Here is a 25943-nt window from a genome sequence, read left to right on the forward strand (position 1 = left end):
GTGGGAGTGCGGGGTGCCCTGGGGGCACGGACGCGGGGCGCGGCCTCGCTGCCGCGTCCGGAAGGGTGGGAGCCGTCGGGCACAGCCGACGCCGGAAGCCGCTCCACTGGTAAAGTGGAGGAGCACCTCCAGATTAGCGGAGGCATACCTCCGGTTCAAGTCAGGGAGACACAAGGTGGCGCACACCCCGGTGAGCGAGATCGTCGAGGCGCGGCGCCCGCGCCGAGCCGACGCGCGGCGCAACTACGACGCGCTGCTGAAGGCCGCCCGTGAGGCCTTCGCCGCCCAGGGCGCCGACGCCTCACTGGAGGACATCGCGCGCCGCGCGGGCGTCGGCATCGGCACGCTGTACCGCAATTTCCCGACCCGCCTCCAGCTCTTCGAGGTCGTCTACGCGGACGAGGTCGATGCCCTGTGCAAGGTCGCCGACGAGGTCGCGGACGAGCCGCCGTGGCAGGCACTGACCGTCTGGCTGCGCCGCTTCGTCGAGTACATGGTCACCAAGCGGGCGATCCGCGAGGCGGTGGACGGCGAGTCCGATGTGTTCGTCTCGTGCCGCACCTCGATGTACGAGGCAGGCGGCCCGCTGTTCACGCGCGCCCAGGAAGCCGGCCAGATCCGGCCCGACATGTCCTTCGACGACCTGATCCGCATGGTCGCGGGCGTCACCGGGGCGTCTTACCCCACGACCGAACAGCGCGACCGCGTCCTGGAGATCGCCCTGGACGGCGTACGCACCCGCTGACCCTCAGCTCTCGGTGACCCTGCCCCCGTCCACCCGCAGCATGCGCGTGGTGCGGACGACGTCGAGCATCCGCCGGTCGTGCGTGACCAGCAGCAACGTCCCGGTGTACGAGTCGAGCGCCGACTCCAGCTGCTCGATCGCGGGCAGGTCGAGGTGGTTCGTCGGCTCGTCCAGGACCAGGAGGTTCACGCCCTTGCCCTGGAGAAGGGCGAGGGCCGCCCGGGTCCGTTCGCCCGGGGAGAGGGTCGTGGCGGGCCGCATCACATGGTCCGCGCGCAGCCCGAACTTGGCGAGCAGCGTGCGGACCTCGGCGGGTTCGGTCTCGGGGACGGCTGCGCAGAACGCCTCCAGCAAGGTCTCCGAGCCGTGGAACAGCTTCCGGGCCTGGTCCACCTCGCCCACCACCACGCCCGAGCCGAGCGTCGCATGGCCCGAGTCCAGCGGCAGGCGGCCGAGCAGCGCCGCGAGGAGAGTGGACTTGCCGGCTCCGTTGGCGCCGGTGATCGCCACCCGGTCCGCCCAGTCGATCTGCAGCGACGCCGGCCCGAACGCGAAGTCGCCGCGCACGCACTGAGCTTCGCGGAGCGTGGCGACGACCGATCCGGAGCGCGGGGCCGTGGCGATCTCCATCCGCAGCTCCCACTCCTTGCGCGGCTCCTCGACGACATCGAGCCGTTCGATCATGCGCTGGGTCTGCCGGGCCTTCGCAGCCTGCTTCTCGCTCGCTTCGCTGCGGAACTTGCGGCCGATCTTGTCGGAGTCGGTGGCCTTGCGGCGGGCGTTCTTGACGCCCTTGTCCATCCAGCTGCGTTGCATCTGGGCGCGACCTTCGAGGGCCGAGCGCTTGTCGGCGTACTCCTCGAACTCCTCGCGGGCGTGCCTGCGGGCCCGGTCGCGCTCCTCGAGATAGGCCGCGTACCCACCGCCGTAGAGGTTGATCTGCTGCTGGGCGAGATCGAGTTCGAGAACCTTGGTGACCGTACGCATCAGGAACTCGCGGTCGTGGCTGATGACGACGGTGCCGGCGCGCAGCCCGGAGACGTACCGCTCCAGTCGCTCCAGACCGTCCAGGTCCAGATCGTTGGTGGGCTCGTCGAGGAGGAAGACGTCGTATCGCGACAGAAGCAGCGAGGCAAGTCCGGCGCGGGCGGCCTGGCCCCCGGAGAGCGCGGTCATCGGCAGGTCGAGGCCGACGGTCAGACCGAGGTCGGCGGCGACCTCCTCGGCGCGCTCGTCGAGGTCGGCGCCACCGAGGGCCAGCCAGCGTTCGAGAGTTTCGGAGTACGCGTCGTCGGCGCCCGGCGCCTCGTCGACCAGGGCCTGCGTCGCGGCGTCCATCGCCTGCTGGGCGTCGGCGACGCCGGTCCGGCGGGCGAGGAACTCCCGCACGGTCTCGTCCGGGCGGCGTTCCGGTTCCTGCGGGAGGTGGCCGACGGTGGCGGTGGGCGGGGAGAGCCGCAGCTCGCCCTCCTCCGGCCGGTCGAGCCCGGCGAGCAGCCGGAGGAGGGAAGATTTTCCGGCTCCGTTGACTCCGACGAGACCGATCACGTCACCGGGTGCGACGACGAGGTCGAGTCCGGCGAAGAGTGTGCGGTCGCCGTGTCCGGCGGCGAGGTCCTTGGCGACGAGAGTGGCAGTCATCAGGGTGTCGATCCTAATCGGCGGACGGCTTCGCTCTCGACGGGTTTCAGAGCAGCCCGGCCAGTTTGTAAAGGGCGAGGGAGCCCGCCACGGCGACGTTCAGGCTCGCGCCTGTGCCGATCATCGGTATCTCCACGCACGTGTCGAGGAGATCCAGGGCCTCGGGCGGGATGCCGTGCTGTTCGTGGCCGAGAACAATCACGGTCGGTTGGCGGGCTGCGGGCAGGTCGGCGAGGCGAATCGCTTCGTCGGCCAGCTCGACGCCGACGATCCGCAGGCCGCGTTCGCGCTGTTTCCGCAACCAGCCGAGGGGGTCGCCGGTCCAGTGGGTGCAGAGAGGTTCACGGAGGGTGTTGCCGCGGGCGAGGGCCTCGGGGACCCAGGGGAAGCGGGGCACGGTGAGGCAGGCGCCGACCGCGTCGCAGGTGCGGGCGAGGGTGCCGAGATTGGCGCCGTGCAGCGGCCAGAGCGGTGCCGCGTAGAGGTGGTCCCAGCAGGAGTGGGCGCGGGGGCGCCGGGTGCGGCGCAGTTCCGCGCGGGTGCGGGTGCGGATCGCGGGGGCGGGCCCGCCCCGGTCGCCGCTCATCGCGGCACGGAGGCGGACCTCCTGGACGACTGGTGGTGCGTTCGAGGCATCGTGTGCGGCGATTGGCGGCTCGCCGGGGCCATCGACTCCGTGCTCAGTGGTGGACCATGGGTGCCACCAGCACGCTCCCGGTGGTGCGTGCCACGACGAAGGATTGTCCCTTGACGGCCCGTGTGTCCAGTGGAATTCGGTGCTGCCCCGGCTCCAGTACGCCGTCGAAGACCTCCTGCACGTGGGTGCGGTGCAGCCGGTCGAGGCGGTACGCGACCAGGCTGACCCGGCAGGCCGAGGTGACGTCGACCTCGGCCGCGCCGTCCGCCGCCGCCGTCAGCCGGACCAGACGGCGCCGGGCAGGTGCGCTGCGGTCCAGGGCGTGCTGGATCTGGGCGACCAGCACCGGGATCACCGGGGCCAGGCCGTCCACGTAGACGACGTCCGCGGCGGCCCGGGTGAACGCGTGACGCACGGCGGCGCGTTCGTCCTCGGTGATCGCCCGGCCGAAGGCCACGGCGCGGTAGCCGCGGAGTTCCTCGGCCGGCACCTGGGCAGCGTCCGCGGTGATGTCGGCGCCGATCCCGATGGCGCGGAGCGCGGCGGCGAGCTTGGCGAGTACGGCGACGCGAGCGCCGATGAGCAGCACGCGCTGCCCGGCGGGCGCGTCCCGGCCCGGTTCCGTGCCGTCCGCCGCCTCGGAGGGGAGAAGTCGTTCCAGTTCCTGCCGGTACTGGTCGCCGTCGAAGCGGAACGGCCCTATCCCGTGGTAGCCACCCTGTTCCAGGTCGACGGTCTCGTACGTCTGCCAGGCGAAGTCGCGCCAGACGATGTCGGTGCCGTCGCGTTCGATGACGGCGGTGACCGCCCCGCATGCGAGGCTCTCGCACTCCGGACACCCGTAGATCACATAGCGTCCGTCGGGCAGCGGGGCGTCCGCTTCGAGGAGCAGGCGCCGCACGTGGGTGGTGAAGATCGCGGGCGGTACGTCGGAGGCGAGCGGGGAGACGGCGTCGAGGTCGGAGAGATGGAACAGCAGCGGACGGCCGTCGATGACGAAGTCCATGAAGTCCCGGTGCACCTGGTAGTCACCACTGGCCAGGACTCCACCGGCTCGCATCGCCGGCGCAAGGCCGAAAGTCGCGTACTCGGCAGACATGTTCCGAGTATTCCCAACGCGGACCCGCTGTGCGCGCTGCAGCGCGGATTCCGTTAGCGTCCGGCCATGAGCGACACACGGGCAGAGGTGACGGGGCGAACGGACGTGCCAGACGTGCCGGACGTGATCGTGGTGGGGGGTGGGATCAGCGGGCTGACCACGGCCCTGGTGCTGGCCGAGCGCGGCCACCGGGTGCGGGTCTGGTCCCGGGAGCCGGCCGCGGCGACGACGTCGGCAGTGGCGGGGGCGTTGTGGTGGCCGTACCGGATCGAGCCCGACGAGCTGGTCGGCGACTGGTCGCTGACCTCGCTCCGGAGATATGAGGAGCTGGCCGGGCGCCCGGACGAGACGGGGGTGCGACTGATCCCCGGTCTGCACGGGGGCGAGCGGCTCGCCGCTCTCGGGTCGTGGACAGGGCAGCTGAAGGACGTGACGGAGGTCGCGGAGGGGCTGCGGGTCCGGCTGCCGCTGATCGACATGCCGGTCCATCTTCGCTGGCTGGAGCGGCAGTTGGCGGTGGTCGGCGGCGCTGTCGAGCGGCGTACGGTCACCTCGTTCGACGAAGCCGCCGCACAGGCGGCGACGGTGGTCAACTGCACCGGTCTCGCGGCGCGCGAGCTGGTCCCCGATGCCGGGGTGCGCCCGGTGCGCGGCCAGCTGGTGCTGGTGGAGAACCCGGGGATCGAGGAGTGGTTCACCGAGGCGGACCCTGTGTCGGACGGGACGACGTACTTCTTCCCGCAGCCCGGGAGGCTGGTTCTCGGCGGCACGGCGGAGGTGGACAACTGGAGCACGGTGCCCGACCCCCGTACCGCCGAGGAGATCGTGGCCCGGTGTGCCCGGATCCGGCCGGAGATCGCGGGGGCGCGGGTCATCGGGCACCGGGTGGGTCTGCGTCCCGCGCGTGACGCCGGTGTGCGGATCGGGGTCGAACCGCTGCCGGGCGGCGGGCGGTTGGTGCACAACTACGGGCACGGGGGTGCGGGGGTGACGGTGGCCCTGGGCTGCGCGCGGGCGGCGGCCGATCTCCTCTCCTGAACCGGGCCGCGGGGCGGAGGGGGCGGGCGGCCGGGCCGATCCGCCGTTACGGCAGATCCTCCCCCGTCCGCCCGTCCCCTGTTCGTCCTGCGACACGAGTGGCACCTTTCACGGAAGCTGGTTTTCGCTCTCCGTAGGCGGTACCACACGCATCACACGGTTCACGTGATCAACAAGCCGTATCGGGTTGACCGTTTGTGAGGTGATATGTCGCCCGCTCGTCCAGGAGGAGCGGGATCAGGTTCCGGGCCGACTGCCGCAACGGTACGTACACTCCGTCACCGTCGGACCGGGAGGTGACGCCGTGCAGGGCGAGTTCGTCCTTGACGTCGGCGAACTGCGCGGCGCTCAGGCGGTAGCCGCACGGCGGGTCCTGGAGGATCTTGACGGGTTCGGCCGGTTCGTTGTCCGCGCCCCCGAGGTAGACGGGACCGCGGTCGGCGTACCCGGCCGCACGGGACGCGGCGGTGGCGGCGCCGATGGGACCGCGTCGTTCGTCGGTGAAGCGGAACAGACCGTCGAGCGCGACGAGTTGCGAGTCGACGCGGCGCCGGCTGTTGAGGGCCGGGTCGGCCTTCTCGGCGTCGGTGAGCGCATCGACGCGGGACTCGATGAGGAGGCCCACCGCGTGCTTGATGCCCGAGGTGTTGCGCAGGATGCGCTCCTGTCCGTCACCCGCCGTCTGCTTGATCGGGTCTCCGGTGACCGGGTCGGTCCAGATCCCGTAGAGACCGCTGCTGTAGCCGGCGTTCTTGGCGGTGGGCCGCACGTACTTTTCCGCCAGGGTCTGCGATTCGTTGTGCACCCGGTCGGTGGCGTTGAGGTTGCGGGGCCAGAGGACGAACAGGTCCTTGTCGTAGTACGGCGGGGTGGCACCGTACTCGTGCAGGTCGTAGATCACCTCGGGCTTCCGGTCGCGGATGACCGCGGCCATGGCGCGCGCCTCGGCGGTCTGCAGGGCGATGTGGTCGCGGTTGATGTCGACGCCGTCGGAGTTGCCCCGGGTGTTCGCGGCGCGCCCGTCGGGGTTGGCGGTGGGCACCACGAGGACATCGGTGTGCGAGAGGAAGGTGCGGGTCGCTTGGTCGTCGGCGTACGCCAGATCGCGAATGGTGGTCAGACACGCCTCGCGGCCGGACGGCTCGTTGCCGTGCTGACTGCAGATCAGCAGGACCGTGGTGGCCGCGTGGTGGTTGCCGATGCGGACGAGCTGGAGCGGGCGGCCCTGTTTCGTCGTGCCGATCCGGTCGACGGAGACCCGGTCGCTGCCCCGGTCGACAGCGACAAGGAAGGACTGCTCCTCGGGCTGGCCGGTCCAGTGGGCCCCGTTGCTGGTTTCGAAGCCGGTACGGGGCGGGGTGGGCGCGGCCTCGGCCGGCGCGGCGGCCAGGGGGACGGCCAGCGCCGTCGCGGCGACGGCGATGGCGAGGTTGCGGCCGAGCGGGATACGGGGTGTCATGAGCGGCTGCCTCCCGGGATACGGAGTGCGGGACGCGGCGGTGCCACGCCTTCGGGACGGGATGCGTGGGGGGTGGCTACCGCGTGCGCGGGGCCCGCGGTGGCGCGTACGAACGCAGCGGCGCCGCCGACGAACGGCAGCTTCGCGGACGTGCGCGCCAGATCGAGGGTGAGCGTGGGGGTGGAGGCCGGCGGGTCGATGAGGTCCCGGTCGGTGCCCGCGACGATCAGGGCGAGGCGGTGTCCGGCCGGCACCACGTGATCGCTCGCGGCCAGATCGACCGTGATCGTGTAGCGCTTGCCCGGGGTGAGCGGGCGGCCCTTGCCTGCGGAGGCGTACGTACCGAGGTCGGCCCAGCCGCGGCTGAAGACGGTCCGGTCGACGGCGGCGGTCCTGGCCGTCGTCTCCTTGAAGCAGGAGCTGTCGCCGGAGGTGCTCGCACCCCAGCAGGTGCGGTCGGCGAGGGTTCTGATGCCTTCGCCGGATGCGCCGTAGTCCCGGATGGTGTCGGGGCCGACATCGACGAGGACGGCCGAGAGATGGGCGGTCGAGGTGGTCGGGGTCGCGGTGACGGTCACCTTCGACGAGCCGGAGAGCCGCAGGTCGTGGGCGAGCGGCGCGGTGAGGAACCCGGCCTTGGCGTCCGTGGACCGGTCCAGGTCGGCGGCCCAGTCCGTCTCGCTCTGCTTCGGGTCGTCGGTGAACGTCTCGGTGGCGCCGGGCCGGGCGGTCCTCCGGGTGAGGGTGCCGACGCCGGGTGCGGTGCCGGGGCCGGGGCGCACGGTGGTGGCGGCGGTGGTGCGTGGCGGCCAGACCTTGTCGGTGGACCATTGGTCGGGGTGGCGTTCGATGTCGGCCATCGGTGCGTGGTCGATGCCGTTGTCGTAACCGAGGAGGTAGTGGTCGAACCAGCGGTGCAACGTGTCGACCCACTCGGCGCGCCGGTAGTCGAACGGGTCGACATGACCGGTCTGGGAGAGCCAGATCTTGCGCTCCACACCTTGGGCGGCAAGGGCGTCCCACCACTGGCCGAGGTGCTTGGTGCGGACGTTGAGGTCCTGCATCCCGTGCACGGCAAAGACGCTGGCCTTCACCTTGCCGGCGTCCTTCACGTAGTCGCGCTCGCTCCAGAGCTTCGTCCAGTCGCCGGTACGGGGCGCCTCGTCGACGAGTTTCTGCTGCACGGCTGCACAGCGCGCCCACGCCTCGGGGCTCTCGACATAGTCGGAGAGCCATTCGGGGCCACCGTCGTAGAGGGGGGCGCCCTGGGCGAAGTAGTAGTCGTACCAGGAGGAGATGGAACCGATCGGGACGATGGTCCGCAGCCCGTCGACTCCGGTCGCCGCCACACCGTTGGCGATGGTGCCGTCGTAGCTCTTGCCGATCATGCCGGTGCGGCCGTTGGACCAGCGTGCCGTGGTGCGTTCGGTGCCGGTGCGGGTGGTGTAGCCGCGGGCCCGGCCGTTCAGCCAGTCGATGACGGCCGTCGCGGACTGGATGTCGGAGCGGCCGCCGACGTCGACGCAGCCGTCGGAGCGATTGGTACCGGCCAGATCCACGGCGACGAAGGCATAGCCGCGCGGCACGAAGTAGTTGTCGTAGTAGAGCGGGAACTGGACGGGGTCGCCGTTGGTGTCGTAGGTCTTCAACTGGCTCTCGTTGCCCCGCCCGCAGCACGAGTAGTACGGGCTGGCGTCCATGATCACGGGTATCTTCCGGCCCTGTTGGGCGGGTTCGCGCGGCCGGACGATGTCGACGGCGACGCGGTCGCTCTTTCCGTTTCCGTCGCCGTCCAGTCCGGTGTCCACCCAGACGGACTCACGGACGGCGTTCCCGTACGAGTAGACGGCTCTGCTCTCCCGCGGGCTCGCGCCCTGTGCACCTGCCGGTGAGAGCAGGACGGTCATCAGGGCGGCCGAGGCCGCCACCACCAGCGATCTGTACGTCAAGCGGGTGCCCCGCGCACGTATCGGCATCTGCGGAAGGTACCCCGGTCAACTCCTGTGCAACAGGGGGCGATCACAGACCGATGTGACGGATAGGCAGTCAAGGTGCCATGTCGGCCGAAGCCGGGTGACGCGACCTTCTTCGCGCTGCTGAAGGTCCGGCCTGCCGAGCATGCCTACGGGAACGCGAAGGTGAGCGACTTCGTGACGTACGCGGAGCGGGTGTCGGGCACGCCGCTCGCCGGTTCCTCGACACCTGGCTGTACCAGCCGTCGCGGCCCAAGGCTTCGGCGCCCAGCGCGGCACGGACCGTGCGGGGCGCCGGGTGGCCCGCCTCCTGGAGAAAGATCGCCGCGACGAACACCGTCCACGACCGGGACTGATCCACAGGGCCACTGTCGGCGCCGTCACCCCCGGGCGGGGTGACGGCGCCGGATAGGCTGGCGGGATTCGTGCTGGTCCGCCAGCCCCGGCCGCTCGCGGCCGGTCCCGTGCGCCCGAGGAGCGTCCCTTGCCCGGTCCGAGCCCCGATTCCGCTCGCGATGTCCGTCCCACGCTGGAGGCCGTGGCGGCTCTCGCCGGGGTCTCCAGGGCGACGGCCTCCCGGGTCGTGAACGGCGGGGCGGGGGTGCGCCAGCCGCTGGTGGACCAGGTCCGCAAGGCGGTCGAGGAGCTCGGCTACATACCGAACCATGCGGCACGAACCCTGGTCACGCGGCGCAACGGCGCGGTCGCCGTGATCATCGACGAGCCGGAGTTCCGGATCTTCTCCGACCCGTTCTTCTCCCGCCAGATCCGCGGAATCAGCCGTGAACTCAACGTGTTCGACGCCCAGTTGGTTCTGCTCCTGGTGGAGGGCAGCGGCGACTTCGACCGGGTCACCCGCTATCTGGCCGGGGGCCATGTGGACGGTGTGCTGGCATTCTCGCTGCACACCGACGACGAACTTCCCGCGATCATCCGCCGGTTCCGGGTCCCCACGGTCTACGGCGGCCGCCCCGGCACGACGGGCGCCGCGTCGGAACACGCCGTCCCCTACGTCGACTGCGACAACCGTGGGGGTGCCATCGAGGCCGTACGCCATCTGGTCTCCCTCGGCCGGCAGCGGATCGCGCACATTGCGGGTCCCCGCGACCAGACGTCGGCGCTCGACCGGATCGACGGCTACCGCGAGGTACTGCCGGACGCCGATCCGTCCCTGGTCGCGGACGGTGACTTCACCACCGAGGGCGGCGCCCGCGCGATGGCCGAGCTGCTGGCGCGCCACCCCGACCTCGACGCAGTGTTCGCGTCCAACGACCTGATGGCGTCCGGCGCCCTGCGGGTGCTGGGCGAGCACGGCCGACGGGTGCCGGAGGATGTGGCGCTGGTGGGCTTCGACGACATGGAGCAGGTCGCCGAGGCAACCGATCCGCCGTTGACGACGGTCCGTCAGGACGTCGAAGGAATGGGGCGGTTGATGGTTCGTCTGTTGATGCAGCGGCTGGACGGCGAGGGAGAGGAGCCCGATTCGGTGATCACGCCGACCGAACTCGTCAAGCGGGCATCCGCCTGAGCAGCACGCCTCTGTGCCAAGCTCTGTTCATGAATGATCTTTCTCGCTCACTTACCGACAGGCTGCAGACGGACCGGCCGCACTCGGCCCGGGTATGGAACTACCTCCTCGGGGGCAAGGACAACTACCCCGTCGACGCCGAGGCCGGCGACATGATCCTGCAGGCGTTTCCCGACTTCGCTCAGATCGCCCGGCTGCAACGGGCGTTCCTCGCCCGCGCGGTGCACTTCCTGACCGCGGAGGCCGGCATACGCCAGTTCCTCGATATCGGCACCGGCCTGCCCACGGCCAACAACACCCACGAGGTGGCTCAGCGGCTGGCGCCTGAGTGCCGGGTGGTGTACGTCGACAACGACCCGCTCGTACTGACCCACGCCCGCGCACTGCTCGCCGACGCCCCCGAGGGCGCGTGTGACTACATCAACGCCGATGTGAGGGACGTCGACACAATCCTCGAACAGGCGGCCAGAACACTGGACTTCAGCCGGCCGATCGGTCTGACGATGCTGGGAATCATGGGGCAGCTGCCCGACGAGGACGGCCCGGGGACCATCGTCGACCGGCTCGTGGCCGCCCTGCCCTCGGGCAGCTACCTGGCGCTGAGCGACGGTACGAACACGAGCGAAACGCTGAACACGGCCATCTCGACGTACAACGCGAACTCGGCCAGCTCGTACCACCTGCGCAGTCCGGAACAGATCGCCGGCTTCTTCCACGGCCTGGACCTGGTCGACCCCGGCGTCGTCAGGACGGCGGCCTGGCGGCCCGATCCCGGCCAGCCGCGGGATGACGCCGCTCAGGGCCACGCGGCCAGCGGTGTCGGGCGCAAACCCTGATCCGAACGCCTTGTTCCAAGGACTGACGGGCGGCGCCGTCCACGCCGCCCGTCCATTCCGGAGGACCTTCAGCGAGAAGCGCCCCGGACCGCTCTGCGGTGCTCCGCCCGCGCCTCGCGGGCGAACCGCAGATAGCGCAGCCGCTCAGGCAGCACGGGCACCACAACCCGGACGACACCGCAGAACCGCCGCAGCTTCCGCTCCTGCGCGTCCGTCCACTCCAGACCGATCGCCTCGCGCGCGTCCGGCGGCATCAGCCCGATGGTGATGAACCTGCGGAACCGGGCCAGCGGCGGGAACAGGACCGGCCACAAGACCTTGAGCAGCAACCTGACCGGCAGCGGACCCCGGTCCGGCGGCGGTACCGGCCGGTCGGTGGCGACCAGCTCCTCGACGACGACGGTCGCCTCGATCTCGTCGGCGAGCATCTTGCGAAAGTACGGCCAGAACTCCTCGATCGACTGCGGCATGTCCCGGTCGTGGATGCCGAGGACCCGGCCGACCTGAAGCCATTCCTGGTACAGGGCCCGTTCCTGCGCCTCGGTGAGGGGGCGAACGAGATAGCGCGTGGCGTGCTGGTACACGGGGAAGCCGGTGGCGTGCACCCACGCGTAGTTCTCCGGTGACAGCGCGTGGTAGCGGTGCCCTCGGCTGTCCGTGCCCTGGATGGTGCGGTGCAGCTTCCGCAGCCTCCGCCCCTCCTCGGCTGCTTCCTCGCCCCCGTACACCCAGAGCTGGAGCGAGCGCAGGGACCGTTCGCCGCGCCCCCACGGGTCCGTACGGAACACCGAGTGCTCGTCGACGCCCGCGCCGACCGCCGGGTGCGCGACCTGGAGGGTGAGGGCCGCGGGGAGCATCAGCAGGGCGCGGACGTCCCCGGCGAGGCTCCACAGCACTCCGCCGGGCGGCGGCGGCTCGGGCTCCCGCTTCCGGTCCCTGCCCAGGGGTGCTTCGCTGCTCATGCGGGGGCTCCCAGCAAGTGACGGACGTGCGGGCCGGTGCCCGGCTGATGTGTATTCCAGTATGCGATCGCGGGCGGGCCGGCGAGCAGCTGGGGTGGCGGGACCATCGAGACCAAGTCCGGTCGGCGGCCGCTGTGTGTGCGGAAGGAGGGTGCCGCCCGTCACCGCCAGCCGGCCGCTCCCAGCACAATGGCCGCGGCCTCGTCGACGCGGTGGTGGGTGGCGTCGACCGTGAAGTCCTGCACCTGGGCCCGGTCGAGGATCGCGTCCAGCTCCCCCGATCTGTCCAGGTGCCACCGCAGCGCCTCGGGCTCGTCCGCGTGGCGCCGGGACAGCCGCTGCCGGACCACCGGCAGCTCGACCCGGAGCCGGCACACGGACAGGCCGACACCCACCGCCTTCTCGCACTGCTTCCGGTCCTCCGCGTCCTCGACGACGCCCGCGAGGACGAACCGGGTGACGCCCGCGTCGAGGTAGTTGCCGACCATGCACCTCAGATTGCGCAGCAGCAGGGCGAAGTTGAAGCGGTCGTCGGCGGGCGCGGGCCAGGTCCGGCAGAGCCAGTCCATGTCGATGGCGGCGTTGGGCACGCCGGCGCCGGTGAGCAGGGCAAATCCGGCGGCGAGTACCGCGGTCTTGCGCCGCACTCGCGCCAGGTGAGGGTCGTCCATCCGGAGTCGTCACCGTCGGCCCGCCACGAGTGCGCCGGAAGGTCACCATGGTCCTCGGCGCTGCGCAGCAGCAGGGCGGGGAGCGTGAGTTGCCCGGGTTCGGCGGGAAGTCGCAGGATCGTGGTCACGGCCGCCTCCTGGCATCATCGGCCGGACCGTGCGGGTCCGTACCGGGGGGTGGGACTGCGCTTCGATGCTGCCGGACACTTTCACAACAGTGGTGAGACAGCAATACTGTTGAACCGGATTGATGCAACGGATGCGGCCGTGCCCACGTACAGCCGTGACCGAGGACAGCAGTGCCCAGCGGTCAGGAGCGAGGAGCAGACATGGCGACCGGGACCGAGGAGCCGACGCTCACCGTCGACGAGCTGGCGGCGCGCGCCGGTGTCACCGTACGCACCGTGCGTTTCTATGGCACGCGGGGGCTCCTGCCGCCCCCGGTGATCGGACCGCGCCGGGTCGGTCACTACGGGCACGAGCACCTCTCGCGGCTGGCGCTGATCGAGGAGCTTCAGCACCAGGGCATGACCCTCGCCGCGATCGAACGCTATCTGGAGCAGCTGCCGCCCGATCTGAGCGCTCACGATCTGGCCATCCACCGGGCGCTGGTGGCGTCCTGGGCGCCGGACTCGGCGGAGCACACGACCCGGGCGGAGCTGGAGCGGCGGGCGGGACGGGCGCTGGCCGAGGGGGACATCGACCGGCTGGCCGCGATGGGCGTTCTGGAGCGTGCGGAGGCGGCGGCCGGGAGCTACCGGGTCGATCCCGGGCTGCTGCGTCTCGGCGTCGAGCTGCTCGACGTCCCGATCGCGCACGAGACGATCCTCGCCGCCCGTACGGTGCTGCTGGAGCACACCCGTTCCGCCGCGCACGAGCTGACGCGGCTGTTCCGGGACGAGGTGTGGAATCCGTACCGGGAGCGGGAGTCGGACCCGGAGCATGTGGCGGCGATGAAGTCGCTGTCGGCCCATATGCAGCCGATGGTGCTGCAGGCGCTGGTGACCGCGTTCCAGCGGTCGCTCAAGGAAGAGCTGCGGGCGGCGTTCACGGCGGAATGAGCCCCGTCGGCGACAGGGGCTCACTGTCGGCGGACGGCCCGTTACACGGCGTCGTCCCACAGTCCGGTGCTGTGGGCGTCGATGAGCGCGCCGATCCGTTCGAGGAAGGCGTCGGCGGGTTGCGGGTCGAGGCGGCGTCCGTCGCGCAGCCGTACGGCGACGTGGTCGTCGACGGCTTCCTTCGCTCCGATCACCGCTTGGTACGGCACCAGGCGGTTCTCCCGGATGCGGGCGCCCAGGGTGCCGCGTTCCGGCCCGGCGATCTCGGCCCGCAGCCCGCGCTCGGTGCAGCGCGCGGCCAGCGCGACGGCGTTCGGCAGTTCCGCCTCGGAGACCGGGAGGATCGCCAGCTGGGTCGGGGCGAGCCAGGCGGGGAAGGCGCCCCCGTGCTGTTCGATGAGGTGGGCGACGGCCCGCTCCACGCTGCCGATGATGCTGCGGTGGATCATGACCGGCCGGTGTTTCGCGCCGTCCGCGCCGATGTAGTGCAGGTCGAACTGCTCGGGCTGGTGAAAGTCGACCTGGACGGTGGACAGGGTGGATTCCCTGCCCGCACCATCGGTGACCTGGACGTCGATCTTCGGGCCGTAGAACGCGGCCTCGCCCTCCGCCGAGTCGTACGGCAGGCCGGAGCGGTCGAGTACCTCGGTGAGCAGGGCGGTGGACCGCTGCCACTTCTCGGGGGCGGCCACGTACTTGCCGCCGGGACCGGGGAGGGAGAGCCGGTAGCGGGCCGGGCGGATACCCAGCGCCTCGTAGGCACTGCGGATCATCTCCAGGGCGGCCCGCGCCTCGTCGGCGACCTGGTCCAGGGTGCAGAAGATGTGCGCGTCGTTCAGCTGGATGGCCCGGACGCGGGTCAGCCCGCCGAGCACTCCGGAGAGTTCGGAGCGGTACATGCCGCCCAGCTCGGCCATGCGCAGCGGGAGCTCGCGGTAGCTGTGCGAGCGGGAGCGGTAGATCACCGCGTGGTGGGGGCAGAGACTCGGCCGCAGGACGACCTGCTCCGATCCGAGATCCATCGGCGGGAACATGTCGTCGCTGTAGTGCGACCAGTGCCCGGAGATCTCGTACAGCTCCCGCTTGCCCAGCACCGGTGAGTACACATGCCGGTAGCCGGCCCGCCGCTCAGCGGTGCGGATGTACTCCTCCAGGGTGTGCCGCACGGTCGCGCCGTCGGGCAGCCAGTACGGAAGTCCCGCACCGATCAGCGGGTCGGTGTCGAACAGGGCCAGTTCGCGGCCGAGCTTGCGGTGGTCGTGCATGGCGGTCTCCTCGCGGTCATCGGGCGAGTGGCCGCAAGCCGAAGCCCCGGGGCACTCGCCCCGGGGCTTCGGACTGAGACATCTGTCAGCGCGCCGGGACACTCTCCGGCGTCGTCGTCATGGCAGCAGCGCGCTTCATGGCACTGACGCTAGCAGGGTGTCCCGCTGTCCACCCGGCATTTTCCGGCCGGAGGGTGCGGATGCCGCAGCCTCCGGCCGTACGTGGCCCGCTGGGCCGCCGGTCAGTCGTGGAAGGTCTCGCCCTTCTCGGCCTTCTCCAGCAGCAGCGCGGGCGGCAGGAACCGGTCGCCGTACTTCTCGGCGAGTTCCCGGGCGCGCGCCACGAAGCCGGGCAGGCCGCCCTCGTACCCGTTGATGTACTGGAGCACGCCTCCGGTCCACGGTGGGAAGCCGATGCCCATGATGGAGCCGATGTTGGCGTCGGCGACGGAGATGAGGACGTTCTCCTCCAGGCAGCGGACGCTGTCCAGGGCCTCGGAGAAGAGCATCCGCTCCTTCATGTCGACGAAGGGGATGTCGGTGCCGGCCTTCGTGAAGTGCTCGCGCAGCCCCGGCCACAGCCGGGTCCGCTTGCCGTCCTCGTCGTACTCGTAGAATCCCGCGCCACCGCTCCGGCCGGTACGTCCGAACTCGTCGACCATCCGGTCGATGACCGCGTCCGCAGGATGCCCGGCCCAGGTGCCGCCCGCCTCCTCGACGGCGCGCTTCGTCTCGTTGCGGATCTTGCGCGGCAGGGTCAGCGTCAGCTCGTCCATCAGCGAGAGGACCTTGGCCGGGTAGCCGGACTGCGCCGCTGCCTGCTCGACCGACGCGGGCTCGACGCCCTCACCGACCATGGCGACGCCCTCGTTGATGAACTGACCGATGACCCGCGAGGTGAAGAAGCCGCGCGAGTCGTTGACGACGATCGGCGTCTTCTGGATCCGGCGGACCAGGTCGAAGGCGCGCGCCAGGGCCTCGTCGCCGGTCTGCTCGCCCTTGATGATCTCGACCAGCGGCATCTTGTCGACGGGCGAGAAGAAGTGCAGGCCGATGAAGTCGGCGGGGCGCGTGACCCCCTTGGCGAGGACCGTGATCGGCAGGGTCGAGGTGTTGGAGCAGAGCAGCGCGTCGGGCTCGATGATGTCCTGGATCTCCTGGAACACCTTGTGCTTGAGCGCGGTGTCCTCGAAGACCGCCTCGATGACGGCGTCGCAGCCCGCCAGATCGGCCGGGTCGCCGGTCGGGGTGATGCGGGCCAGCAGCTCGTCGCGCTTCGCCTCGGTCGTGCGGCCCCGGGAGAGCGCCTTGGCGAGCAGCCTCTCGCTGTATGCCTTGCCCTTGGCGGCCGCCTCGGTGGAGACGTCCTTGAGGACGACCTCGATGCCGGCGCGCGCGCAGGAGTACGCGATTCCCGCGCCCATCATCCCGGCGCCGAGGACGGCGACCTTCGTGACCTGGCGCTCCTCGATGCCCTTGGGGCGGTTGGCGCCGGAGTTGACGGCCTGGAGGTCGAAGAAGAACGCCTGGATCATGTTCTTCGAGATCTGGCCGGTGACGAGCTCGGTGAAGTACCGGGCCTCGATGGTCAGCGCGGTCTCGAAGTCGACCTGGGAGCCCTCGACGGCGGCGGCCAAAATGTTGCGGGGCGCCGGCATGGGGGCGCCCGCGAGCTGCTTCTTCAGGTTGGCCGGGAAGGCGGGCAGGTTGGCCGCGAACTTCGGGTTCGACGGGGTGCCGCCGGGGATCCTGTAGCCCTTGACGTCCCAGGGCTGCTGGGACTCGGGGTTGGCGTCGATGAAGGCGCGGGCCTTGTCGAGCATCTCCTCGGGCGTGGCCGCCACCTCGTGGACGAGACCGTTCTCCAGGGCGCGCTCCGGGGTGTACTGGGTGCCCTGGAGGAGGACCTTCAGCAGCGCGTCGGCGACGCCCATGAGGCGTACGGTGCGGGTGACGCCGCCGCCCGCGGGCAGCAGGCCGAGGGTGACCTCGGGCAGGCCGATGCGGGAGCCGGGCGTGTCGAGGGCGATGCGGTGGTGGGAGGCGAGCGCGATCTCGTAACCACCGCCGAGGGCCGCGCCGTTGATGGCGGCGACGACGGGGATGCCGAGGGTCTCGATGCGGCGCAGTGAGTTCTTGATGGCGGTGCCGACGTCGAAGGCGTCCTGGGCGCGCGAAGGCCCGACCTTGATCATGTCCTTGAGGTCGCCGCCCGCGAAGAAGGTCTTCTTGGCGGAGGTGTAGATGATGCCGCGGATGGAGTCCCTCTCGGCTTCCGCGCGGTCGGCGATGGCCGCGATGGAGTCCTTGAAGGCCTGGTTCATCGTGTTGGCGGACTGGTTGGGGTCGTCGAGTACGAGGGTGACGACGCCGGTCCCGTCCTGTTCCCAGCGGATGGTCGTGCTCTCGGTCATTGCGGTGTTCTCCGTAAGCAAGGGGTGGCCGGGGACGGTCAGAGACGCTCGATGACGGTGGCGACGCCCATGCCGCCGCCGACGCAGAGGGTGGCGAGGCCGTACCGCTTGTCCCGGCGCTCCAGTTCGTCGATGAGCGTGCCGAGGATCATCGCGCCGGTGGCGCCGAGCGGGTGGCCGAGCGCGATGGCGCCGCCGTTGACGTTGATCTTGTCGAGGGAGAGCCCCATGTCCCGGGCGAAGCGGAGCACGACACCGGCGAACGCCTCGTTGATCTCGACGAGGTCGATGTCGTCGATGGTGAGTCCGGCCTTGGCGAGGGCCTTGCGGGTGGCGGGCGCGGGGCCGGTCAGCATGATGGTCGGCTCGGAGCCGGAGACCGCGGCGGAGACGATCCGGGCGCGCGGCGTGAGTCCGTACCGCTCGCCGGTCTCCTTGTTGCCGATGGCGACGAGCGCGGCGCCGTCCACGATGCCGGAGGAGTTGCCCGCGTGGTGGACGTGGTCGATCTTCTCGACCCAGTGGTACTTCTGCAGTGCCACGGCGTCGAAGCCGCCCAGCTCGCCGATGGTGGCGAACGAGGGCTTGAGCGCGGCCAGCGAGTCGGCGGTGGTACCGGGGCGCATGTGCTCGTCGTGGTCGAGGACGACGAGGCCGTTGCGGTCCTTGACCGGGACGACGGAGCGCGCGAACCGGCCGTCCTTCCACGCCTCGGCGGCCCGCTCCTGGGAGAGTGCGGCGAACTCGTCGACGTCGCGGCGCGAGAAGCCCTCGATGGTGGCGATGAGGTCGGCGCCGACGCCCTGCGGGGCGAAGCCGGTCTCGTAGTTGGTCATCGGGTCCATCGCCCAGGCGCCGCCGTCGGAGCCCATCGGCACCCGGGACATCGATTCGACACCGCCCGCGAGGATCAGGTCCTCCCAGCCCGAACGGACCTTCGCGGCAGCCAGGTTGACGGCTTCCAGACCGGAGGCACAGAACCGGTTCTCCTGGACGCCCGCCACCGTGTCCGGGAGCCCGGCGGCGATGGCGGCGATCCGGGCGATGTCGGAGCCCTGGTCGCCGAGCGGGCTGACCACGCCGAGGACGATGTCGTCGATGGCGGCCGGGTCCAGGCCCGGGAAGCGGTTGCGCATTTCGTGGATGAGGCCGACGACGAGGTCGATCGGCTTGGTGCCGTGCAGGGCGCCATTGGCCTTGCCGCGGCCGCGCGGGGTGCGGATCGCGTCGTAGACAAATGCTTCGGTACTCAAGACAGCAGCCTTTCGAGGGTGGTCGGTCGTCGGGGTCAGGCGAGCAGCGAGCGGCCGATGATCTCCTTCATGATCTCGGTCGTGCCGCCGTAGATGGTCTGGATGCGGCCGTCGGTGAACGCCTTGGCGACCCGGTATTCCGTCATGTAGCCGTAGCCGCCGTGGAGCTGGAGGCAGCGGTCGGCGACGCGCTTCTGCAGTTCGGTGGCCCACCACTTGGCCATCGACGCGTGCACGGCGTCGAGCTTCCCGTCCGAGTGGTCGACGATGCACCGGTCGAGGAAGGCCCGGGTGACGGCGCACTCGGTGGCCATCTCGGCAATCTCGAAGCGGATGTGCTGGAGCTTGGAGAGCGGCCGCCCGAAGGCCTCGCGCTCCTTGACGTACTGGGTGGTGATCTCCAGGAGGTACTCGGCGGCGGCGATGCCGGCGACCGCTATGCCCATCCGCTCCTGCGCCAGGTTGGTCATCAGGTGGATGAACGCGCCGTCGCGCTCACCGAGCAGGTTCTCCTTGGGGACGCGGACGTCGTTGAAGAACAGCTCGGCCGTGTCCTGGGACTTCTGGCCGATCTTCTCGAGGTTGCGGCCCCGCTCGAAGCCCTCCGCACCGCGTTCGACGACGATCAGCGAGAGACCCTTCGCGCCGCCCTCCGCGGTGGTCTTCGCGACGACGATCACCAGGTCGGCGAGGATGCCGTTAGAGATGAACGTCTTGGAGCCGTTGAGCAGCCAGTGGTCGCCCTTGTCCTCGGCGGTGGTGCGGATGCCCTGGAGGTCGGAACCGGCGCCGGGTTCGGTCATCGCGATGGCGGTGATGATCTCGCCGCTGCAGAAGCCGGGCAGCCAGCGCCGCTTCTGTTCCTCGGTGGCGAGGCCGGTGAGGTAGGGGCCGATGATGTCGTTGTGCAGGCCGAGCGCGAGCCCGGGGGCGCCGGCCCGGGTGAACTCCTCGGCGAGGACGGCGCTGTAGCGGAAGTCGGTGGTGCCGCCGCCCCCGTACTCCTCGGGGACGGCGAGGCCGAGCAGCCCTTGCCGGCCGGCCGCGAGCCAGGCCTCGCGCGAGACGATGCCGTCCTTCTCCCACTGCTCGTAGTGCGGGAGGACTTCCTTGGTCAGGAAGGTCCGGACGGTCTCGCGGAACGCGTCGTGCTCCTCGGTGAAGATCTGCCGCTGCACTGCGGGCCCCCTAGAGCCAGTTCTTGACGGTGGAGATCAGCCGGGCCGGGGCGGGACCGACCGGGATGACGTTGAGCATGGTGACGCCCGACCCGAGCAGCGCCCGGCCGCCGGAGATCGCGTCGAGTCCGGCGCCGGTCCGGGCGATCAGGACGGGAGTGCGGGAGCAGACGTTGAGGATTGCCGCACCGATCTTCATACGTTCGGTACGCGCGGCCGGATAACCCATGAGGGTGGGCGAGTCGAAGCCGTACGCCTCCGCGACCCAGACGGCGTCGAGTCCTGCGGACTCCAGCGCTGCGACCTGGTCGCAGGCCTCGCGCGGGTCACCGGCGTGGTTCAGCGGCAGGGAGAGTTCCATCAGGCGGTGGCGTCCTTCCGGGACCGGTGGATGCTCGGTACGGCCCAGTCCCGGGCGACGCCCTCGGTGTCCGCGCCGGGCTGCGCGGGTCCGCTGCGTACGGAGACCGGGGTGGCGGAGAAGCGGGGTGCGGGGGCGGGCTGGGTGAGGCCGGCGTGCTCGACGAAGGTGGAGCGGGCGGCGAGGTGCGGGTGGTGCGGGGCCTCGCGGAGCGAGAGGACCGGGGCCACGCAGGCATCCGTGGATTCGAAGACCTCGGTCCACTCCGCGCGTGTCCGGGTCCTGAACCGGTCGGCGACGACCCTGCGCAGCTCATCCCAGCGGGTGAGATCGCTGCGGTCCGGGGCCCGGTCCTCGATGCCGAGGAGCTTGCTGAACTCGTCGTAGAACTGCTGCTCCAGCGGGCCGACCGCCATGTACTGGCCGTCGGAGGTCTCGTACGACCCGTAGAACGGGCAGCCGCCGTCCAGGAGGTTGGAGCCGCGCCGGTCCTGCCAGCCGCCGGCCGCCAGCATCCCGTGGATCATCGTGGCGAGATGGGCGGCGCCGTCGACGATCGCCGCGTCCACGACCTGGCCCGTGCCGCCGGGGGTCCGGGCGTGCTGGAGGGCTGCGAGGACGCCGACGACGAGGTAGAGCGAGCCGCCCGCGTAGTCGCCGACCAGATTGGCGGGGACGGTGGGCGGCTCGCCGGGCTTGCCGATCATGGAGAGGGTGCCGGTGAGGGCGATGTACGCGATGTCGTGCCCTGCCCGTTCGGCGAGCGGTCCGTCCTGGCCCCAGCCGGTCATCCGCCCGTACACGATCCGCGGGTTGCGGGCCAGGCAGGCGTCGGGGCCGACGCCGAGGCGCTCGGCGACGCCCGGCCGGTAGCCCTCGATCAGGATGTCGGCGCGTTCGACCAGATCCAGGACGCGGTCCGGGCCGTCCTCGGCCTTGAGGTCGACGAGTACCGAGCGTTTGTTGCGGTTGGTGAGGTCGTACGCGGGGTCGATGCCGAGCCCCGCGCCGCCGGGCCGGTCGACCCTGACGACGTCGGCGCCGAGGTCGGCCAGCAGCATCGCGGCGAACGGGCCAGGGCCGATACCCGCCAGCTCGACCACGCGCACACCCGCGAGCGGGCCGTGCTCTGTCGTTGCCATCGAACCCCCAGCGGTGTGACACAACTGATGTAACAGCGACGATGCTAAGAATGCTCCGCGCTCCGCACAACCCTTTTGGCCGAGCAAGCGCTTAGTTCCTTCTCGAGGATCCTCCCCCACGAGCGCCGCCCGACTGCACACCGCCACGAACCCCTCCGCTAACCTCTGCCTGCTACATCGGCGCCGGCCCCTGCGGAGGCACTCGTGAACAGGCAGAACGGGGCACAACGCCCCTATGACATAGTCCTCTTCGGCGCCACCGGCTTCGTGGGTGTCCTCACCGCCGAATATCTCGCCGCCCACGCACCCGACGGCTGCCGCTGGGCGCTGGCCGGCCGCAGCCCGGCCAAGCTGCAGAAGCTGCGCGAACGCCTGGCCGCCATCGATCCGCGCTGCGCGGACCTTCCGCTGCTGCACGCCGACGCCGACGACCCCGGTTCACTGCGCGCACTCGCCGAATCCACCCACGTGGTGGCCACCACCGTGGGCCCCTACGTCTGGTACGGCGAGCAGCTGGTCGCCGCCTGCGCGGAGGCAGGAACGGACTACACGGACCTGACCGGCGAGGCGGAGTTCGTCGACCGGATGTTCCTGGAGCACGATGCGCGGGCCCGCGAGACCGGGGCGCGGCTCGTGCACGCCTGCGGCTTCGACTCCGTACCGCACGACCTCGGTGTCTACTTCACCGTCCAGCAACTGCCGCAGGACGTGCCGCTGACCATCGACGGGTTCGTCCGAAGCAACGCCGTCTTCTCCGGCGGCACGTTCGCCTCGGCACTCACCGCCATGGGCCGCGGCCCGCAGATGCTGCGCGCCGCGCAGGAGCGCCGGCTGCACGAACCGCGCCTGGTCGGACGCCGCGCCCGCGCCCGCTTCGGCACCCCGCACTTCAGCGCCGAGACCGGCACCTGGGCACTGCCCCTGCCGACACTGGACCCGCAGGTCATCGAGCGCTCGGCGCGGGCGCTCGCGCGGTACGGCCCAGACTTCCGCTACCGCCACTTCGCCTCGGTGAAGACACTGCCGATGGCCCTGGGCGGCACGGCCGCGATCGGCGCCCTCGTGGGCGCCGCGCAGCTGCCCGCCGCGCGCAGCTGGCTGATGGACCGGTACAAGCCGGGTGAGGGCCCGGACGCGGAGCGCCGGAAGCGGAGCTGGTTCACGGTCCGGTTCGTCGGCGAAGGCGGCGGACGCCGGGTCTTCACGGAGGTCTCCGGCGGCGACCCCGGCTACGACGAGACGGCGAAGATACTCGCCCAGTCCGCGCTCTGCCTCGCCCTGGACGAACTCCCGCCGACATCCGGGCAGGTCACCACGGCCGTCGCGATGGGCGACGCACTGCTGGAGCGGCTGCGCGAGGCCGGGCTGCGCTTCCGGGTCGCGGCGACGCGCTGAGCGGATTCACGCCGGAACGGCCGCATCCGGCAGGCCGTCCCGGCGTCAGAACATCCAGGACACGAGCGTACAGATCATCGAGACGGTCCAGACGACCCCGGCAAGGACCCCGAGAGTCATCCCTATGGCGACGCGCCGCTGGGCGACGTAGACGGTTCCGGCACGTGTGGACGTTCGATGATCGGTCATACGCACCAGCGTGCCGTTCATGATCGGCAAGTGGTATCCGTACACCTACTCAGATACTCGGACGCGGGCGCCGTCGGACGCTCAGACGGTCGCGTCCCGGAGGACCCGCCTGCAGAGTGCGTCGGCCCTGCGGGTGGTCTCCGGCTGGCGGAAGTCCCTGGCCAGCAGGAGTGTGTGCGCGCAGGCATTGTCCACACCGGTCCGGTGGCCGACGGACACGTACACCGGCTTGGTGCCGTCCTGGGTGCGCAGCGCCCTGCCCACCTCCTCGTCCCCGTCGACGAGCGGGGAGAAGTCGCCGCGCCGGGGGCCCGGCTGTTCGTACGTGAAGGTGAACGGGTTCTTGGCGACGCCGATGACCGGGAGTCCGGTGAGGACTCCGAGGTGGCTGGCGAGCCCGAACCGGCGCGGGTGCGCCCTGCCATAGCCGTCGCAGACGACGAGGCCGGGGTCGACCGGGAGGGATTCCAGCGCGGCCAACACGGTCGGTATCTCCCGGAAGGCGAGCAGCCCCGGGATGTACGGGAAGGTCACCCGGCCGGTGGCGGTGGCCTCGGCGACGACATTGAGGGTGGCCGCGTCGAGCACGACCGCAGCCGCAACGACGAGGTCGCGCTCGTCGTCGTAGGCGACGTCCACACCGGTCACCCGTCCGGTGCCGGGCGGCGGTCCCGGCTCGTCCAGCACCACGCGGGCGCGGAGGGTGTCCTGGATGGCGCGGGCTTCGGCTGCGTCGGCCGGGGTGCGGAGCGTCGTCATAGTGCCTTCCAGCTTAGAAGTCCCGTCCGCACCTCCCTCGATGAGGCCTCGGTAGGGTTGCGAGCTGCTGTCGGTTTACTGAGCCGAAGCGAGTGGTGGTGTGCGGGAGTGGGTCCTGGCGGTGTATTCGCGGGGGTGGGAACGGGGGTTCTGGGGCCGAATGGGTGACCTTGGTGGCTGCTGCTCGTTGGGTCGGGTGGCAGGTGTCCGGCCCGGTAGGGGGTGATGTGGTGGGTGGTTTGCGGGAGTTGGCCGTGCCCTTCGTGGTGCCCGGGTCTTGCGGGGTGGCGATCCGGGACCGGCTCAAACACCTAACGCCCCAGGACGAGATGGTGCTGCGCGCGGTCGGCGAGCACCAGGGTGCGCTGGCTTCCGGTGATCTCAAGGCTCGCTGTGCGGATGGTCTGGAGCACGGTGCGGACACGTGGGCGGCGCGTAAGCGGGAGCTGACGGCACTGTCGTCGTCGCGGATCGCGGGTGCGATCACCAAGGCCACGCACGATCAGTGGGCGCTCGCGCGCCGTTGCCAGGCGGCGCACATCCAGAAGCTGGCGGCCGGGATCAGGACGCTGCGGCACCGTCTGTCCCTCCCGATCGGGGAGAAGGGCACGAAGCGGGCCGCGGGCGGTTACCGGTCGAAGGGCGAGTGGTTCCGCAAGTCCCGCCGACTTGCGGCACTGGAGGCGCGGCATGCTGCTGCTGTCGCCGAGTGGCAGGCCGGACGGGTGCGGGTGGTGCGGGGCGGTAAACGTCTCCTCAACACCCGCCACCACCTCACCCAGGCCCAGCTCACCGAGGACCAGTGGCGGGAGCGCTGGGAGGTGGAACGCTGGTTTCTTGCCGCCGACGGTGAGTCGGGGAAGCGGTTCGGGAACGAGACGATCCGTGTCACCCCGGACGGCGAGGTGTCGATCAGGCTGCCTGGCCCGCTCGCGCACCTGGCCAACGCCCGGCACGGCCGGTACGTCCTCACCGCCACCGTGGCGTTCGCGCACCGGGGCGCGGAGTGGGCCGACCGCATCACCGCGAACCGGGCCGTCGCCTACCGCATCCACCTCGATACGGAGCGCGGCCGCTGGTACCTTACCGCGTCCTGGCAACGCCCCGCCGTGAAGACGATCCCGCTGGCCGCCGCCCGCGCCCGGGGCATGATCGGTGTCGACACCAACGCCGACCATTTCGCCGCCTACCACCTGGACCGGCATGGCAATCCGGTCGGTGACCCGCACCGCTTCGGCTACGACCTGTCCGGGTCGGCCGGTCACCGCGACGCGCAGATCCGCCACGCCCTGACCCGGCTGATCAACTGGGCGGTGCGTGCCGGGGTCGCCGCGATCGGCATCGAAGACCTCGACTTCACCACCGAGAAGACCCGCGAGAAGCACGGCCGCAGGAAACGGTTCCGGCAGCTGATCTCCGGCATCCCGACCGCCAAGCTCAAGGCCCGGCTGGTGTCGATGGCCGCCGAACAGGGGCTCGCGATCGTTGCGGTCGCCCCGGCCTACACCTCCATGTGGGGTGCCCAGCACTGGCAGGAACCGCTGGCCACCTCCCACCGCACGATGTCCCGTCACGATGCCGCCGGTATCGCGATCGGACGACGCGCCCTCGGGTACCCGGTCCGGCGTCGGACGGCACCGCCCCCACACGACCGGAGTGATCGTGCGGGGCATCGGACCGTCCAGGCCGGACCAGGTGGCCGGGGGCGTGAGGGAACCCGCCCACCCACAACGGACCACGCCCCTGGAGGCGTGCCGCCGAGCGGGAAGCGAAAGCGGGAACCCAGCGCATCCAACACCGTTCGGGATGCGCGCAGTACGCAACGGTGGGTCCAAGACTCACTCACGCACACTGGTGAGGAACGGTGAGACCCATGTTCGTACTCGAGTTGACCTACACCGCCCCCGTCGAGCGCGTCGACGCGCTCCTGGAGGCGCATGTCGCCTGGCTGGACACGCAGTACGCGGCGGGGGTCTTCATCGCGTCCGGGCGCAAGAACCCGCGCGACGGCGGGGTGATCCTCGCCGTCGGGGACGACCGCACGCAGATCGAGAAGATCACGGCGGCCGACCCGTTCGCGGCCGAGGGCGTGTGCGCGTACCGGATCACGGAGTTCACCGCGACGAAGACGTCGGACGAACTCGCCCCCTACCGGCAGCAGTTGCCGTAGGGCTTCTCGTTTGGATCATGCCGGGCCCGCGGGGCCCGGCACGCACATCTGCCGTGTTGTCGTCAGTCTTCCCCAAGCTCTCGGCTTCGCCCGAGCAGGGGAGACCCCCATTCGCTCCGTGTGGCTCCTTCGTCCGCCTTGCAGCTGCACACGCCACGGCGCCACCA

22 protein-coding genes and 2 pseudogenes are annotated in these 25943 nt (G+C 70.7%); 9 read left to right on the forward strand and 15 right to left on the reverse strand.

All coding sequences use genetic code 11. The annotated features are described in order from the left end of the window. The first annotated feature begins 175 nt into the window (after window positions 1-175). Complete coding sequence (locus OG395_RS13240) at window positions 176-745, forward strand: TetR/AcrR family transcriptional regulator (protein ID WP_327243093.1); 570 nt, start codon at window positions 176-178, stop codon at window positions 743-745. 3 nt (window positions 746-748) lie between these two features. Here the strand turns inward: OG395_RS13240 and OG395_RS13245 are convergent, their stop codons facing one another. The 3 genes from OG395_RS13245 to OG395_RS13255 form a co-directional block, all read right to left on the reverse strand. Further along, complete coding sequence (locus tag OG395_RS13245) at window positions 749-2386, reverse strand: ABC-F family ATP-binding cassette domain-containing protein (RefSeq protein WP_327243094.1); 1638 nt, start codon at window positions 2384-2386, stop codon at window positions 749-751. Between the two features lie 46 nt (window positions 2387-2432). Next, window positions 2433-2972, reverse strand: a complete 540-nt coding sequence (locus OG395_RS13250) for a TrmH family RNA methyltransferase (protein WP_327243095.1) — start codon at window positions 2970-2972, stop codon at window positions 2433-2435. Window positions 2973-3066: 94 nt separating this feature from the next. Beyond that, on the reverse strand, window positions 3067-4122 hold the full coding sequence (locus tag OG395_RS13255) for an oxidoreductase (RefSeq protein WP_327243096.1): 1056 nt from the start codon (window positions 4120-4122) through the stop codon (window positions 3067-3069). 66 nt (window positions 4123-4188) lie between these two features. On the opposite strand from OG395_RS13255, the gene OG395_RS13260 reads away from it, so the two are divergent. Further along, window positions 4189-5160 (forward strand): NAD(P)/FAD-dependent oxidoreductase, encoded by a 972-nt coding sequence (locus tag OG395_RS13260; RefSeq protein ID WP_327243097.1) that lies wholly within the window; start codon window positions 4189-4191, stop codon window positions 5158-5160. Between the two features lie 169 nt (window positions 5161-5329). Here the strand turns inward: OG395_RS13260 and OG395_RS13265 are convergent, their stop codons facing one another. Next, on the reverse strand, window positions 5330-6619 hold the full coding sequence (locus OG395_RS13265; RefSeq protein WP_327243098.1) for a M14 family metallopeptidase: 1290 nt from the start codon (window positions 6617-6619) through the stop codon (window positions 5330-5332). Next, the gene (locus OG395_RS13270) at window positions 6616-8595 is read right to left on the reverse strand and encodes a Xaa-Pro dipeptidyl-peptidase (RefSeq protein ID WP_327243099.1); all 1980 of its coding nucleotides are present in this window, start codon (window positions 8593-8595) and stop codon (window positions 6616-6618) included. Before OG395_RS13270 ends, OG395_RS13265 begins: the two co-directional genes overlap by 4 nt. Window positions 8596-8679: 84 nt before the next feature. On the opposite strand from OG395_RS13270, the pseudogene OG395_RS13275 reads away from it, so the two are divergent. The 3 genes and pseudogenes from OG395_RS13275 to OG395_RS13285 all read left to right on the forward strand — a co-directional run. Beyond that, window positions 8680-8948: pseudogene (locus tag OG395_RS13275) on the forward strand (M1 family peptidase); the annotation flags it as partial. Between the two features lie 128 nt (window positions 8949-9076). After that, window positions 9077-10120 (forward strand): LacI family DNA-binding transcriptional regulator, encoded by a 1044-nt coding sequence (locus OG395_RS13280; RefSeq protein ID WP_327243100.1) that lies wholly within the window; start codon window positions 9077-9079, stop codon window positions 10118-10120. Window positions 10121-10149: 29 nt separating this feature from the next. Next, entirely contained in the window at window positions 10150-10956 is an 807-nt protein-coding gene (locus tag OG395_RS13285) for an SAM-dependent methyltransferase (protein ID WP_327243101.1), read from the forward strand. Window positions 10957-11024: 68 nt separating this feature from the next. On the opposite strand, the gene OG395_RS13290 is transcribed toward OG395_RS13285, so the two are convergent. Beyond that, the gene (locus tag OG395_RS13290) at window positions 11025-11918 is read right to left on the reverse strand and encodes an oxygenase MpaB family protein (protein ID WP_327243102.1); all 894 of its coding nucleotides are present in this window, start codon (window positions 11916-11918) and stop codon (window positions 11025-11027) included. A 161-nt stretch (window positions 11919-12079) separates the two neighbouring features. Next, window positions 12080-12589 (reverse strand): hypothetical protein, encoded by a 510-nt coding sequence (locus OG395_RS58310; RefSeq protein ID WP_442818552.1) that lies wholly within the window; start codon window positions 12587-12589, stop codon window positions 12080-12082. A 329-nt stretch (window positions 12590-12918) separates the two neighbouring features. Here OG395_RS58310 and OG395_RS13300 point away from each other — a divergent pair, with 329 nt between their 5' ends. Continuing rightward, window positions 12919-13650, forward strand: coding sequence for a MerR family transcriptional regulator (locus OG395_RS13300; protein ID WP_327243103.1), 732 nt, complete (start codon window positions 12919-12921; stop codon window positions 13648-13650). Window positions 13651-13691: 41 nt separating this feature from the next. On the opposite strand, the gene thrS is transcribed toward OG395_RS13300, so the two are convergent. The 6 genes and pseudogenes from thrS to OG395_RS13330 form a co-directional block, all read right to left on the reverse strand. Further along, complete coding sequence (thrS, locus tag OG395_RS13305) at window positions 13692-15017, reverse strand: threonine--tRNA ligase (RefSeq protein ID WP_327243104.1); 1326 nt, start codon at window positions 15015-15017, stop codon at window positions 13692-13694. A 140-nt stretch (window positions 15018-15157) separates the two neighbouring features. Next, window positions 15158-17329 carry a 3-hydroxyacyl-CoA dehydrogenase NAD-binding domain-containing protein gene (locus OG395_RS13310; protein ID WP_327243105.1) on the reverse strand — a complete coding sequence of 724 codons (2172 nt, stop codon included), beginning with the start codon at window positions 17327-17329 and terminating at the stop codon, window positions 15158-15160. 38 nt (window positions 17330-17367) lie between these two features. Then, window positions 17368-18582: an acetyl-CoA C-acetyltransferase gene (locus tag OG395_RS13315; RefSeq protein WP_327243106.1), complete on the reverse strand. Its 1215-nt coding sequence runs from the start codon at window positions 18580-18582 to the stop codon at window positions 17368-17370. A 35-nt stretch (window positions 18583-18617) separates the two neighbouring features. Next, window positions 18618-19760, reverse strand: a complete 1143-nt coding sequence (locus tag OG395_RS13320) for an acyl-CoA dehydrogenase family protein (protein WP_327243107.1) — start codon at window positions 19758-19760, stop codon at window positions 18618-18620. Between the two features lie 64 nt (window positions 19761-19824). Continuing rightward, window positions 19825-20121 (reverse strand): annotated as a pseudogene (locus OG395_RS13325) (LLM class flavin-dependent oxidoreductase); the annotation flags it as partial. Further along, window positions 20121-21263 (reverse strand): CaiB/BaiF CoA transferase family protein, encoded by a 1143-nt coding sequence (locus tag OG395_RS13330; RefSeq protein ID WP_327243108.1) that lies wholly within the window; start codon window positions 21261-21263, stop codon window positions 20121-20123. The gene OG395_RS13330 and the pseudogene OG395_RS13325, both read right to left, overlap by 1 nt. Before the next feature lie 204 nt (window positions 21264-21467). On the opposite strand from OG395_RS13330, the gene OG395_RS13335 reads away from it, so the two are divergent. Continuing rightward, window positions 21468-22658: a saccharopine dehydrogenase family protein gene (locus OG395_RS13335; protein WP_327243109.1), complete on the forward strand. Its 1191-nt coding sequence runs from the start codon at window positions 21468-21470 to the stop codon at window positions 22656-22658. Between the two features lie 45 nt (window positions 22659-22703). Here OG395_RS13335 and mmpA read toward each other — a convergent pair whose 3' ends face one another. Continuing rightward, entirely contained in the window at window positions 22704-22847 is a 144-nt protein-coding gene (mmpA, locus tag OG395_RS13340; protein ID WP_327243110.1) for a morphogenic membrane protein MmpA, read from the reverse strand. A gap of 81 nt (window positions 22848-22928) precedes the next feature. Next, the gene (locus OG395_RS13345; RefSeq protein WP_327243111.1) at window positions 22929-23606 is read right to left on the reverse strand and encodes an endonuclease V; all 678 of its coding nucleotides are present in this window, start codon (window positions 23604-23606) and stop codon (window positions 22929-22931) included. A gap of 230 nt (window positions 23607-23836) precedes the next feature. Between OG395_RS13345 and OG395_RS13350 the strand changes: the two genes are divergently transcribed. Together OG395_RS13350 and OG395_RS13355 are read left to right on the forward strand one after the other, a co-directional pair. After that, window positions 23837-25474, forward strand: a complete 1638-nt coding sequence (locus tag OG395_RS13350; protein ID WP_327243112.1) for a transposase — start codon at window positions 23837-23839, stop codon at window positions 25472-25474. Between the two features lie 5 nt (window positions 25475-25479). Then, complete coding sequence (locus tag OG395_RS13355) at window positions 25480-25776, forward strand: YciI family protein (protein WP_327243113.1); 297 nt, start codon at window positions 25480-25482, stop codon at window positions 25774-25776. Window positions 25777-25943 lie beyond the last annotated feature (167 nt).

Source organism: Streptomyces sp. NBC_01320 (genome assembly GCF_035974375.1).
Classification (GTDB): domain Bacteria; phylum Actinomycetota; class Actinomycetes; order Streptomycetales; family Streptomycetaceae; genus Streptomyces; species Streptomyces yanii.